The 13,062-nt window shown below is 64.7% G+C and carries 13 protein-coding genes; 1 reads left to right on the plus strand and 12 read right to left on the minus strand.

What is annotated here, in order from left to right:
- Positions 1-131 precede the first annotated feature (131 nt).
- The 7 genes from AC1DS3_RS25880 to AC1DS3_RS25910 form a co-directional block, all read right to left on the minus strand.
- On the minus strand, positions 132-1,067 hold the full coding sequence (locus AC1DS3_RS25880) for an electron transfer flavoprotein subunit alpha/FixB family protein (RefSeq protein WP_477128237.1): 936 nt from the start codon (positions 1,065-1,067) through the stop codon (positions 132-134).
- 19 nt (positions 1,068-1,086) lie between these two features.
- Positions 1,087-1,836 carry an electron transfer flavoprotein subunit beta/FixA family protein gene (locus AC1DS3_RS25885; protein ID WP_006158397.1) on the minus strand — a complete coding sequence of 250 codons (750 nt, stop codon included), beginning with the start codon at positions 1,834-1,836 and terminating at the stop codon, positions 1,087-1,089.
- Between the two features lie 204 nt (positions 1,837-2,040).
- On the minus strand, positions 2,041-2,838 hold the full coding sequence (locus AC1DS3_RS25890) for a MetQ/NlpA family ABC transporter substrate-binding protein (protein WP_477128238.1): 798 nt from the start codon (positions 2,836-2,838) through the stop codon (positions 2,041-2,043).
- A 68-nt stretch (positions 2,839-2,906) separates the two neighbouring features.
- Positions 2,907-3,560 carry a methionine ABC transporter permease gene (locus tag AC1DS3_RS25895; protein ID WP_043344505.1) on the minus strand — a complete coding sequence of 218 codons (654 nt, stop codon included), beginning with the start codon at positions 3,558-3,560 and terminating at the stop codon, positions 2,907-2,909.
- On the minus strand, positions 3,550-4,584 hold the full coding sequence (locus AC1DS3_RS25900) for a methionine ABC transporter ATP-binding protein (protein WP_441640769.1): 1,035 nt from the start codon (positions 4,582-4,584) through the stop codon (positions 3,550-3,552). The genes AC1DS3_RS25895 and AC1DS3_RS25900 overlap by 11 nt, the downstream gene beginning before the upstream one ends.
- A gap of 170 nt (positions 4,585-4,754) precedes the next feature.
- Positions 4,755-5,558: an enoyl-CoA hydratase gene (locus AC1DS3_RS25905; protein WP_441640768.1), complete on the minus strand. Its 804-nt coding sequence runs from the start codon at positions 5,556-5,558 to the stop codon at positions 4,755-4,757.
- Between the two features lie 11 nt (positions 5,559-5,569).
- The gene (locus AC1DS3_RS25910; RefSeq protein WP_441640767.1) at positions 5,570-6,493 is read right to left on the minus strand and encodes a histone deacetylase family protein; all 924 of its coding nucleotides are present in this window, start codon (positions 6,491-6,493) and stop codon (positions 5,570-5,572) included.
- Positions 6,494-6,611: 118 nt separating this feature from the next.
- Between AC1DS3_RS25910 and mltB the strand changes: the two genes are divergently transcribed.
- Positions 6,612-7,718, plus strand: coding sequence for a lytic murein transglycosylase B (gene mltB, locus AC1DS3_RS25915; protein ID WP_477128239.1), 1,107 nt, complete (start codon positions 6,612-6,614; stop codon positions 7,716-7,718).
- An 85-nt stretch (positions 7,719-7,803) separates the two neighbouring features.
- On the opposite strand, the gene cysM is transcribed toward mltB, so the two are convergent.
- The 5 genes from cysM to rfaE1 all read right to left on the minus strand — a co-directional run bounded on the left by cysM (position 7,804) and on the right by rfaE1 (position 12,925).
- Positions 7,804-8,706: a cysteine synthase CysM gene (gene cysM / locus AC1DS3_RS25920; protein ID WP_477128240.1), complete on the minus strand. Its 903-nt coding sequence runs from the start codon at positions 8,704-8,706 to the stop codon at positions 7,804-7,806.
- Between the two features lie 70 nt (positions 8,707-8,776).
- Positions 8,777-10,099 (minus strand): solute carrier family 23 protein, encoded by a 1,323-nt coding sequence (locus AC1DS3_RS25925; protein ID WP_477109623.1) that lies wholly within the window; start codon positions 10,097-10,099, stop codon positions 8,777-8,779.
- Positions 10,100-10,375: 276 nt separating this feature from the next.
- Positions 10,376-10,756: a ComEA family DNA-binding protein gene (locus tag AC1DS3_RS25930; protein ID WP_441640764.1), complete on the minus strand. Its 381-nt coding sequence runs from the start codon at positions 10,754-10,756 to the stop codon at positions 10,376-10,378.
- 185 nt (positions 10,757-10,941) lie between these two features.
- Positions 10,942-11,937 (minus strand): ADP-glyceromanno-heptose 6-epimerase, encoded by a 996-nt coding sequence (rfaD, locus tag AC1DS3_RS25935; RefSeq protein WP_441640763.1) that lies wholly within the window; start codon positions 11,935-11,937, stop codon positions 10,942-10,944.
- Positions 11,938-11,977: 40 nt separating this feature from the next.
- Positions 11,978-12,925, minus strand: coding sequence for a D-glycero-beta-D-manno-heptose-7-phosphate kinase (rfaE1, locus tag AC1DS3_RS25940; protein ID WP_441640762.1), 948 nt, complete (start codon positions 12,923-12,925; stop codon positions 11,978-11,980).
- Positions 12,926-13,062: the final 137 nt, after the last annotated feature.

The following is a 13,062-nucleotide window of genomic DNA, read 5'->3' on the forward strand; positions in this document are numbered from 1 at the left end:
TCCTTGAGCGGGGCACGGTAGGTCATCGATGTCTCCGGTATGTATAAAAAAGCCGTTCTCGGGCGGGCCCGGAACGGCTAGTACTTCTTGATCGAGCCCGGCGCGTCAAACGCCGTGCCGGGCAGTGGGGATCAGCCCAGCGCCGCCACCAGTTCGGGCACGACGGTGTTCAGATCGCCAACCAGGCCGTAGTCGGCCACCGAGAAAATCGGGGCTTCGGCATCCTTGTTGATCGCGACGATCACCTTGGAGTCCTTCATACCGGCCAGATGCTGGATCGCGCCGGAGATGCCAACGGCGATGTACAGCTGCGGCGCAACGATCTTGCCGGTCTGGCCGACCTGGTAATCGTTGGGCACGAAGCCGGCGTCGACAGCAGCGCGGGACGCGCCCATCGCGGCGTTCAGCTTGTCGGCCAGCGGCGTCAGCACCTTGGTGTAGTTCTCGCCGGAACCCACGCCACGGCCACCGGACACGATGATCTTGGCGGCGGTCAGCTCGGGGCGGTCGCTCTTGGTGACTTCGCGCGAAACGAATTGCGAGATGCCAGCGTCGGCCACGGCGGGCAGGTTTTCCACGGCGGCCGAACCACCTTCGGCTGCGGCAGCGTCAAAGCCGGTACCGCGCACGGTGATGACCTTGACCTTGTCCGACGATTGAACGATCGAGATCGCATTGCCGGCGTAGATCGGGCGCTCGAACGTGTCCGGGCTGTCGACCTTGGTGATGTCCGACAGCTGGGCTACGTCCAGCTTGGCCGCGACGCGCGGCAGGATGTTCTTGCCGTAGGCCGATGCGGGCGCCAGGATGTGGCTGTAGTCGCTGGCGATGGCCAGCACTTGCTCGGCCACGTTTTCAGCCAGGCCGTCGGCGAACTGCGGCGCGTCGGCCAGCAGCACCTTGGACACGCCGGCGATCTTCGCGGCCGCAGCGGCAGCAGCGGCGGCATTGGCGCCGGCCACCAGCGCGTGGACATCGCCGCCGCACTGGGCGGCTGCCGTCACGGTATTCAGCGTGGCGGCCTTGATGGATTGGTTGTCGTGTTCAGCAATGACGAGTGCAGTCATGTTTTATCTCCTGGCGCGCTCAGATGACCTTGGCTTCGTTCTTCAGCTTTTGCACCAGCGTCGCAACGTCCGGCACCATCACACCCGCGCTACGCTTGGGCGGCTCAACGACCTTGACGGTCTTCAGACGCGGCGCCACATCCACGCCGAGATCTTCTGGCTTGACGATGTCGAGCGGCTTCTTCTTGGCCTTCATGATGTTCGGCAGCGTGACATAACGCGGCTCGTTCAGGCGCAGGTCGGTGGTCACCACCGCCGGCAGCTTGAGCGACAGGGTCTCCAGGCCGCCATCCACTTCACGCGTCACCGATGCGCGGCCATCGGCCACCACCACCTTCGAGGCGAAGGTAGCTTGCGGCAGGCCCGCCAGCGCAGCCAGCATCTGGCCGGTCTGGTTGGAGTCGTCGTCGATGGCTTGCTTGCCCAGGATCACCAGTTGCGGCTGTTCCTTGTCGACCAGGGCCTTGAGCAGCTTGGCCACGGCCAGCGGCTGGAGGTCTTCGTTCGATTCCACCAGGATGCCGCGGTCGGCACCGATGGCCATCGCCGTACGCAGGGTTTCCTGGCACTGGGTCACGCCGCAGGACACGGCGATCACCTCGGTGACCACCCCGGCTTCCCGCAGGCGCACCGCTTCTTCCACGGCGATTTCGTCAAACGGGTTCATGCTCATCTTGACGTTAGCCAGATCCACGCCCGTGCCGTCCGACTTCACCCGGACCTTGACGTTGTAATCCACCACGCGCTTGACTGCGACGAGTACTTTCATGCGCTCACTCCACTGATAGTCGATAGTCAGAAATTTGGTTCGCCCGTCATTATAACCACCGGGTGGGTGGCACTCTTATTTTTCGAACGGTCGTACTATTTTATCGGTAAAGAATTGCCGGGCATAGCCCGGCAATGTGAAAACCTCGCCGTATTGTGCCGCAGGATGCCCTGCGGCACACGGTTTTTGAGGGTTTTTTCAAACTTACCAGGCGGTAATCACCGAATCCTTGAAGGTGCTCTGGACGTACTGCTTGATCTCCGGCGAATGATATGCCTTGACCAGCTTGGCTACCCAGGGCTTGTTCTTGTCGGCTTCGCGGATGGCGATCAGGTTGGCATAGGGCCCCTTCGGGCCTTCCATGGCAATCGCGTCCTTGGTGGGCGACAGGCCGGCGGATTCAGCGTAGTTGCCATTGATGGCGGCGGCGTCCAGGTCATCCAGCGAACGCGGGAGTTGCGCGGCGTCAAGTTCGACGATTCGGATCTTTTTCGGATTGGAGACGATGTCCAGCGGCGTGGCCCTCAGGCCAGCATCCGRGCGCAGCTTGATCAAGCCCTTGCTTTGCAGCAACAGCAGGCCACGGCCGCCATTGGTGGGGTCATTCGGCACGCCAACGCGCGCGCCGTCCTTGATCTGGTCGAGCGACTTGATCTTCTTGGAGTACACACCCATCGGGAATGTCACAGTGAAGGCGACGTGGGTGAACTTGTAGCCACGGTCCTTGATCTGCGCTTCCAGGTACGGCAGGTGCTGGTAGCTGTTGGCGTCCAGGTCGCCAGCGGCCAGCGCGGCATTCGGCTGGACGTAGTCACTGAACTCCACCAGCTGGATATTCAGGCCGTCCTTGGCCGCGACCTTCTTCACCTGCTCCATGATCTGGGCGTGCGGGCCGCCGGTGACGCCGATCTTGATCGGCTTTTCCTGCGCKACGGCGCCAGTGGCCAGCGTGGCACCCAGGGCGGCGCCGACAATCCATTGCAGCAAGTTACGACGTTGCATGTTGACTTCCTTTTTCTCGATGGCTCTATGTCTTTGCAGATAGCCGGGCGGATCGCCGGGCTGACTTGTTACTTATGGCTGATGCGCCGCACCAGCCAGTCTCCGAAGCTTTGCACCGCTTGTACGAAGACGATCAGGATCAGCACCACCGCCACCATCACCTCGGTGATGTAGCGCTGATAGCCGTAGCGGATGCCGAGGTCGCCCAGGCCGCCGCCGCCAATGGCGCCGGCCATGGCCGAATAGCCCACCAGGCTGACGAAGGTGATGGTCAGGCCGGCCACGATGCCGGGCATGGCCTCGGGCAGCAGCACCTTCATCACGATCTGGCCGGTGCTCGCACCCATCGACTGGGCGGCCTCGACCAGGCCTTTGTCGACTTCGCGCAGCGCGCTTTCCACCAGGCGCGCGATAAACGGAATCGCGGCGATGGTCAGCGGCACCACGGCTGCGGTCGTGCCGATCGACGAGCCCACGATAAAGCGCGTGAACGGAATCACCACCACCAGCAGGATGATGAAGGGGATCGAGCGCACGGCATTGACCACCACGCCGATGGTGCGGTTGAACAGCGGGTGCGACAGCACGCCGCCGCGGTTGGTCAGGTGCAGCAGCACGCCCAGCGGCACGCCAAACAGCGCGCCGACCACGCCCGAGATGCTCACCATCAGCAGCGTCTCGTTGAACGAGGTCAGGAACAGGTCAAACATTTCAGACCACATGCTCGATCTCCTCCACCACCACGCCTTCTTGTTGCAGATACTCCATTGCCGCCTTCACGTCGGCCAGGTCGCCGGTGGCCATGATGGCCAGCGAGCCGAAGGCCTGGCCCTGGATTTCGTCGATATGCCCGTGCAGGATGTTGAAGTCCAGCCCGTAGCGGCGAATCGCCTGGGCCAGCACCGGCTGGTCCACGCCCGCGCCGGTGAAGGCCAGGCGATAGACGTGGTCGCGCCCATTGCCGAGGCGGCTCTCCACGCGCTTGAGCACGCTTTGCGGCAGCTCCTGCGCGATCACGTCGCCGATCATGGCGCGCGTGACCGCATGCTGCGGACGCAGGAAGACGTCGATCACCCGGCCGGTTTCCACCACCTGGCCAGCTTCGAGCACGGCCACGCGGTCGCAAACCTGTTTGATCACTTCCATCTGGTGCGTGATCATGACAATGGTCAGACCCAACTCGCGATTGATCTGCTTGAGCAATTCCAGGATGGAGCGAGTGGTCTCCGGATCGAGGGCGGAAGTGGCCTCGTCCGACAGCAGCACCTTGGGCTTGCTGGCCAATGCACGTGCAATCCCCACGCGCTGCTTCTGCCCGCCGCTGATCTGGGCGGGATAGCGATCCTTGAGCGCCGTCAGGCCGACCAGTTCCAGCAGCGGCAGCACCGTGTCGGAGATCTCGCTACGGGATTTTCCGGCCAGCTCCAGCGGCAGCGCCACGTTGTCAAAAACGGTACGCGACGACAACAGGTTGAAATGCTGGAAGATCATGCCGATGTCGCGGCGTGCCCGGCGCAACGCGCCGCTGTCGAGCGCGGTCAGCTCCTGGCCGGCAACGAAGACGCGGCCGGCGCTGGGGCGGTTAAGCAGGTTGATAGCGCGCACCAGCGTGCTCTTGCCAGCGCCGCTGCGGCCGATGATGCCGAAGACCTCACCTGCCGCAATCGACAGGTTGACGTCCCGCAGCGCATGCACCTCACCCGACCCGCCGGGGAAGCGCTGCGAAAGACCTTGCAGTTCGATCATGTGAAAAGAAAACGGCAACAGGCGAGTTTGTCTCTAGCACTGTTGCCGCATTTTATTTTTTTGGGCGAAGCGCGCATTTTAAGCGATCCGCTTCATACCAGAAACGACTTTTTGCCGATGTCTTTATACGCCAAGGGCATATAGCCCAACAAAAACCACCAAAAAGCGATTTATGCATCACTCCACGAGGGCGAACGCTTGTCGAGGAAGGCCTGGACGCCTTCCAGCGCCGTCGGATCCATCATGTTGCAAGCCATGGTCTGCCCGGCGAGCTGGTAGGCTGCTTCGATGCCCATCTCCAGCTGGCGGTAGAACAGGCCCTTGCCGGCGGCCACGGCGGCAGCCGGCTTGGCGCAGATGCTGGCCGCCAGGCGTGCAACCTCGGCATCAAGGGCATCGGCGGGCACCACGCGGTTGACCAGCCCGCGCTCGCGGGCTTGCAACGCGTCGATCATGTCGCCGGTCAGCAGCATCTCCATGGCATGCTTGCGCGACAGGTTGCGCGACAGCGCCACGCCCGGAGTGGCGCAGAACAGGCCAAGGTTGACGCCCGATACCGCAAAGCGAGCCACATCGGCGGCCACCGCCAGGTCGCACATCGCCACCAGCTGGCAGCCGGCCGCCGTGGCAATGCCCTGCACGCGCGCAATCACCGGCTGCGGCATCTTCTGCATCGCCATCATCATGCGGGTGCAGCGGTCGAACAGGCGGCGATAGTAGTCGTGCGACGGGCTGGCGCGCATCTCGCGCAGATCATGTCCCGCGCAGAACGCGCGGCCGGCGGCGGCCAGCACCACCACGCGGACCGAGGCATCGGCGCCGGCGCGGGCAAACGCCGCGGACAGCGCATCCAGCAGGTCCTCTGACAGCGCGTTGAACGCTTCCGGGCGGTTCATCGTCAGGCGCAGCACGCCCGGGGCGTCGAGGCTTTCGCTCACCAGCGAGGTCATGGGGCGGTTATCGGTTTCAGCCATGCCAGGGCCTCCTATCGTTCTAGCAGCACCTTGAGGTGCGCATACACGCTACGGCTCAGCGCGCTCAGGTTATAGCCGCCTTCCAGGCAACTGACGATGCGTCCCTTTGCATGGGCGCGCGCGACGTCGACCAGTTGGGCGGTGATCCAGGCATAGTCCTGCTCGACCAGCCCCATCTGCCCGAGATCATCCTCGCGATGGGCGTCGAAGCCGGCCGAGATAAACAGCATCTGCGGCTTGAACTCGTTCAGGCGCGGCAGCCAGATCGTCTCCACCACTTCGCGCACCGCCAGGCCGTTGGTATAGGCCGGCAGCGGGATGTTCGACATATTGGTGGCAATGTGCTCGGTGCCGCTGTAGGGATAAAACGGATGCTGAAAGAAGCTGCACATCAGCACCTGGGCGTCGCCACGGAAAGCGGCTTCGGTGCCATTGCCGTGGTGCACGTCGAAATCGACGATGGCCACGCGCTCCAGCCCGTGCGCGGCGAGCGCATGACGCGCGGCGATCGCCACGTTGTTGTAGAAGCAGAAACCCATGGCCCGGTCCGGCTCGGCATGGTGGCCCGGCGGGCGCACGCAGCAGAACGCATTCTCGATCTCGCCCGCCATCACCGCATCGGTGGCAGCCACCGCGGCGCCTGCCGCATGGGCGGCGGCGGCGAGCGTGTGCGGGTTCATCAGGGTATCGGGATCGATCGGGTGGTAGCCGCTGGCTGGGCTGGCCGCGGCCAGCGAGGCGGTGTACTGCGGAAGATGCACGCGCCCGATCTGCTCGGCGGTGGCGGCGCTCGCCTCGCGCCGGTCAAGCAGGCCATCCATGCCGTGCGAGATCAGGTGATCCTCAATGGCCTGCAGGCGCTCAGGGCACTCCGGATGGAAAGGCCCCATCTCATGCAGCAGGAACTCGGGATGCGTGTAATAGCCTGTGGGCATGTCTTATTGCTTTAATCGTGGTCTCCATTCGTTACGTTAGCACATGCCGCGCCAGCCACCCAGCGAGCTGCCGCGCGGGCACCATCCGCTATACTCGCAGCGACTTGCAAAGGACACCATGACCGACTCCCAGCGCTCCCTGCGTCGCCCGCTTCTGGGCGCCGCGCTTTCCGCTGCCGCATTGAGCTTGTGCGGCATCTCCCCCGCCCTGCTTGCCGCCGGCAAGCGCCGCGTGAGCATGCGCGAAGAAGAAATCGAGCCGGGCCGCTACCGTGACAATCCCAAGAGCCGCGCCTTCATCGACGAGATGGTGGCACGCCACGGCTTTGCCCGCCAGACGCTGGAGAGCTGGTTCGGCCAGGCCGTGTATTCATCCACGGTGGTGCGCCTGATCATGCCGCCCGCCACGCCGGGACGCAAAAGCTGGCGCACCTACCGCTCGCGCTTCATCGAGCCGATCCGCATCAACGCGGGCGTGCGCTTCTGGCAGCAAAATCGCGAAACACTGCGCCGTGCGGAAGCCGAGTTCGGCGTGCCGGCCTCGGTGATTGTCGGCATCATCGGTGTCGAGACCATCTATGGCCGCGACATGGGTACCTTCCGCGTCATCGACTCGCTCTCCACGCTGGCCTTCGATTATCCCGACGTGCCCAACCGCGAAGCGCGCACCACGCTGTTCCGCAACCAGCTGGCCGACTACCTGCTGTGGTGCCGCGACACCAACACCGATGTGTTCTCGGTGCTGGGCTCCTTCGCGGGCGCCGTGGGCATTCCGCAGTTCATGCCCACAAGCCTGCGCGAATACGCCATCGACTACGACGGCGACGGCCGCATCGACCTGCGCGGCAGCGCCACCGACGCGATCGGCAGCGTGGCGCGTTTCCTGCAGCTGCACGGCTGGGAACCGGGCCGCCCGGTGGTCTGGCGCATCGCCGCCGATGAGGGCAGCCGAGGCATCGCCGCCGCAGCAGCGGATGGCGAGCCATGGCCTACCCGCACGCTCAACCAGTTGCTCAAGGCCGGCCTGCGCGTGGACGAGCCGATCGACCCGGCACGCGAAGGCGAAACCGGCGTGCTGGTGGTGGACCTGCCCACGCCCGGCGAAACCACCGACTACATGCTCGGCCTGCGCAACTTCTATGTACTGACGCGCTACAACCGCAGCTTCTTCTACGCGCTGGCTGTGTACCAGTTGGGCGAGGCGGTCAAGGCAGCGATGKGCTGAGCCGGTATCCGCAGCGCGATAAGCAAAAAGCCCCCGCAAGACTGAGCTCGCGGGGGCTTTTTCAATGCGCGTGGGCAAGGCAGCATCAGGCCGGGAACACTCCGGTCGAAAGGTAACGATCACCGCGATCGCACACCACGAACACGAGGGTGGCATTCTCCACTTCCTCGGCGATACGCAGCGCGACGCACAGCGCGCCGGCAGCCGAGATGCCGCAGAAGATCCCTTCCTCGCGCGCCATGCGACGTGCCATGTGCTCGGCATCGCCCTGGCTGACAGGCTCGGTACGGTCAATGAATTTCGGATTGTAGATCTTCGGCATGTACGCCTCGGGCCACTTGCGGATGCCGGGAATACGCGAGCCTTCGGCCGGCTGCGCACCCACGATCTGGATCCCTGCGTTCTGTTCCTTCAGGTAGCGCGAGACACCGGTGATGGTGCCCGTGGTGCCCATGGCAGAGACGAAGTGAGTAATGCGCCCTTCGGTGTCGCGCCAGATTTCCGGGCCGGTGGTCTCGTAATGCGCCAGCGGATTGTCCGGGTTGGCGAACTGATCCAGGATCACGCCGCGGCCGTCGCGCTCCATGGAGTCCGCGAGGTCACGCGCGTATTCCATGCCGCCCTTGACCGGTGTCAGGATGATCTCCGCGCCGTAGGCAGCCATGCTCTGGCGGCGCTCCATGCTCAGGTCTTCCGGCATGATCAGCACCATCTTGTAGCCGCGGATGGCGGCTGCCATGGCCAGCGCGATGCCGGTATTGCCCGAGGTAGCCTCGATCAGCGTATMGCCCGGCTTGATGCGCCCGCGCGATTCGGCCCGGGCAATCATCGAGACCGCCGGCCGGTCCTTGACCGAGCCCGCCGGGTTGTTGCCCTCGAGCTTGCCGAGGATTACGTTGCCGCGCGGGGCGCCGGCGGCGCCGGGGATGCGCTGCAGTTGCACCAGCGGCGTATTGCCGATGGTGTCTTCAATCGTCTTGTAGGCCATGGTGAGCGGGATTCCAATGTCGGCGGACATTGTAATCCAGTCGCAAATCCCGCGTTGCCGACGCGGCGTGTCAGGCCTCGGCTTCGGCTTCGGCTTCGGCTTCGGCCTTGCCGCTGCCCAGCACGTGGTACAGCAGAATCGCGCCAAACGTAGCGGTACCAATGCCGCCCAGCGTCATGCCGCCCAGCTTCAGCGTCAGGTCGCCAGCCGCCACGGTCAGCGTGGCTCCGACCGTGATCAGGTTGCGCGAACTGGAGAAGTCGACCTTGTTCTGCACCCAGATACGCCCGGCAGTGGCGGCGATCAGGCCGAACACCACAATGGTCAGGCCACCGATCACCGGGCCCGGGATGGTCAGGATCAACGCACCGAACTTGGGTGAGAAGCCCAGCACCAGCGCCACCGCCGCCGCCACCACGAAGATCAGCGTGGAGTAGATCTTGGTCACCGCCATCACGCCCATGTTCTCGGCATAAGTGGTCACGCCCGTGCCGCCGCCGCCGGCGGAAATGATGGTGGCAATGCCGTCGCCGATGAAGGCGCGGCCGATATAGGGATCGAGATTGCGGCCGGTCATCACGCTGATGGCCTTGATGTGCCCGAGGTTCTCCGCCACCAGCACGATGGCCACCGGCGCGATCAGCAGCATGGCGCTGGCCTGGAACACCGGCGTGGAGAAGACCGGCAGCCCGAACCAGGCCGCGGCGGCCACGCCGGAGAAGTCGATACCTTTGCCCATGCCCAGCCCGTTGGTGCAAACGTAGTACAGCACGTAGCCGAACAGCCCGCCCACCAGTACCGGCAGCCGACGCAGCATGCCCGGCGCATGCACCGCCACCACGCCCACGGCCAGCACGGTCGCCAGGCCAACCCAGGTATCCAAGGCCGCACCGCTCACGGCCTTGACCGCCACCGGCGCGAGGTTCAGGCCGATGGCCGCGACGATGGCACCCGTCACCACCGGCGGCATCAGCCGCTCCACCCAGCGATACCCCACCGCCTGCACCACCAGCCCGATCAGCAGGTACAACACGCCCGCGGCGATGATGCCGCCGAGCGCCACCGGGATATTCGGGTTGGGGCCGCTGCCGGCGTAGCCGGTCGCCGCGATCACCACCGCGATGAAGGCAAAGCTGGAGCCCAGGTAGCTGGGCACCCTGCCGCGCACGCACAGGAAGAAGATCAGCGTGCCGATGCCGGAAAACAGGATGGCGATATTGGGATTGAAGCCCATCAGGATCGGTGCGATCGCGGTCGAGCCGAACATCGCCACCACGTGCTGGATACCTGCCAGCAGGGTCTGGCCGGCGGGCAGGCGCTCATCGGGCGCAATCACGCCGTGGGTCTTTAGCCGCCACTTGGGCAGGAATCCCGCGCCCTCGTTATTTCCCATTGTCCAGCTCCCTTTTTATTGGCCTGGCCGTCCCGTATGCGGGCAGGTCCGGCGCGATCTTGGATTTTGTTGGCCACGCGGCCGGCTCGGGCCGCAACAGCGTCCGCATGATACCGCGCGGCCGCATTCGTGATAAGCCACACGGCATTAGCACGAGCCATACCAGCGCCGAAGCCTCGTGCTGGTGCACGAGCGGCAAAAAGCCCCGGGCTCGGCCGGGGCTTCGACGATCGGATAGCCTGGATGCGAGCGCCGCGCAGCACGCCCGCGGCAGCCTTAGCGAACGGCCTTGGCCGGCGGCTTCTCCGTCTTGGCGTCCTTCTTGGCCGGGGCCGCCGCAGCCACCGTGGCCTTCGGCGCCGCGGCGCCGCCGGCGCCGATGGTCATGCCGGCCTCCTGCAAGCGCACGACGGATTTCTGCCCCAGGCCCTTGACCCGATCGGCGAGATCCGCGGCATCCTTGAAGGGACCACCCCGGCTGCGTTCGCTGACAATGGTGCTGGCCGTGGCCGGTCCGATGCCCTTGAGCGACACCAGCGCGGCCTCATCGGCGGTATTCACATCGACCGCCGCAAACGCGGCGCCCGAGAGCGAGAACCAGACGGCGGCGGCCAGCAGGACCTGCCTGGACGCGCGCGTCAAAGTTGGCTTGAACATGGGAGTTTCTCCTATCCGTTGATGAAGGTCGCTTCGCCCTGGCTGGACGAAGCAACACGCAGGATAGGAGCGCGCGGCCGGCTTGGCGCACCCTGCAACAAAAGTTCACCTCAACGCTACCGAGGTGTCTCCACAACGCGCGAAAGGCGTACAAAAGGCGCCTTGACGCGCGTGTTTTTGCGACCTCAGCCCTTGTTCTGCAGCAGCCAGCGGCAGTAKCGCGACACGCCTTCTTCCACGGTGTAGAACGCATCCTTGTACCCGGCGCCACGCAGGCGCGAGACATCGGACTGGGTGTAGCACTGGTACTTGCCGCGCAGCGCGTCGGGGAACTTGATGTATTCGACCAGCCCCTCCTGCACCATCTCGTCGAGCGTCAGAGGGGGCCGGCCATCGGCCTCGCGCAGCGTGTTGACGACGGTCGCGGCGATGTCGTTGAACGGTTGCGCGCGGCCGGTGCCGAGGTTGAAAATGCCCGACTTGTCCGGATGCTCCAGGAAGAACAGGTTGACCTTCACCACGTCTTCCACCGAGATGAAGTCGCGGGTGTGGCCACCCGGCACATAGCCGCCATACTCGCCAAACAGCTTCACCGTGCCATCGGCGCGGAACTGGTTGAAATTGTGGAACGCCACCGAGGCCATGCGGCCCTTGTGCGCTTCGCGCGGGCCGTACACGTTGAAGTAGCGAAAGCCCACGATCTGCGACAACGCGGACGGCAGCTTGCGCCGCACCACCTGGTCGAACAGGAACTTCGAGTAGCCGTAGACGTTCAGCGGCTTCTCGTATTGGCGCTCTTCCTTGAACACCTGCGAGGCGCCATAGGTGGCCGCCGACGAGGCGTAGAGGAACTGCGTGCCCTGCTCCAGGCAGGCATCCATCAGCGCCTGCGTGTAGCGGAAATTGTTCTCCATCATGTAGCGGCCGTCGGTCTCCATGGTGTCGGAGCAGGCTCCCTCATGGAACACCGCACGTACCTTGCCGAACTCCCCACGCTTGAAGCGCTCGAGAAACTCGCTCTTGTCGAGGTAGTCGCGGATCTCGCAGTCGACGAGGTTGTGGAACTTGTCGGCGCGCGTCAGGTTGTCGACGGCGACGACATTGTCGTCGCCACGCTCGTTCAGGCCCTTGACGAGGTTGCTGCCGATAAAGCCGGCAGCGCCGGTTACGATGATGGTCATGGTCGTGTGGGCTCAAACGAGCCAGGAGGCAGCGCGGCCATTACGCCGGCGCGCCGAACAATTCAGGATAGGTGACAACCGCGGTGCCCAGCTTGCCCACCACGATGCTGCCAGCGCGATTGGCGTGCTGCACGGCCTCCTTGAGCGGCACGCCCGCGCCCAGCATGGTCGCCAGCGTGGCGATCACCGTGTCGCCGGCGCCGGACACGTCATAGACTTCGCGCGCCTGCGCCGACACGTGCAGCACCTCGGCTTCGGTGTAGAGCGTCATGCCCTCTTCCGAGCGCGTCAGCAGCAGCGCTTCGAGATGCAGCTCGCGCCGCAGGTTCTGGGCCCGGATGGTGAGATCGGACTCGGTCTTCCAGGCGCCCACCACGTGCCGCATTTCGGCACGGTTGGGGGTGATCAGCGTGGCGCCGCTATAGCGTGAGTAATCGTCGCCCTTAGGGTCGACTAGCACCAGGCAGCCCGCGGCGCGGCCCGCCTCGACCATGCGGCCCACGTGGGCGAGGCCGCCCTTGCCGTAGTCGGAGAGCACCAGGACCTTGTACTCCTTGACCAAGGCCAGGAATCGATCCTGCACCGCAGCCAGCACTTCATGTCCCGGTGCGTTCTCGAAGTCCACGCGCAGCAACTGCTGCTGGTGCGCCACCACGCGCAGCTTGATGGTGGTGTTGACGCTGGGGTCGCGATGCAGGTAGGGCTGCACGTGGCTGGCGCTGAGCAGCGCCTCCAGCGTGCGGCCGGGCTCGTCATCGCCGACCACGCCCAGCATGCCCACCTGGGCGCCCAGCGCGGCGGCATTGCGAGCCACGTTGGCAGCGCCGCCAAGGCGTTCGTCGCTGCGCTTGATCTGCACCACCGGCACCGGGGCTTCCGGGGAGATGCGCTCGACATCGCCGAACCAATAGCGGTCGAGCATCATGTCGCCCGCCACCAGGATGCGCGATTGATTGATCTGTTGCTGCGGAATATGGTTCTTGCTCATGGACATCCTTGGCAACACAGCCCGGTCCGTCAGCCGGGGCGTTGGCTTTTCGTTCCCGTTGGGTTGCGTTTCAGCGCGTCGTGGTCGGCCGCCCGATCGCATGATATTCGATGCCCGCTTCCTGCATGGCTTCGGGC

This window comes from Cupriavidus sp. 01L46, from assembly GCF_056399905.1.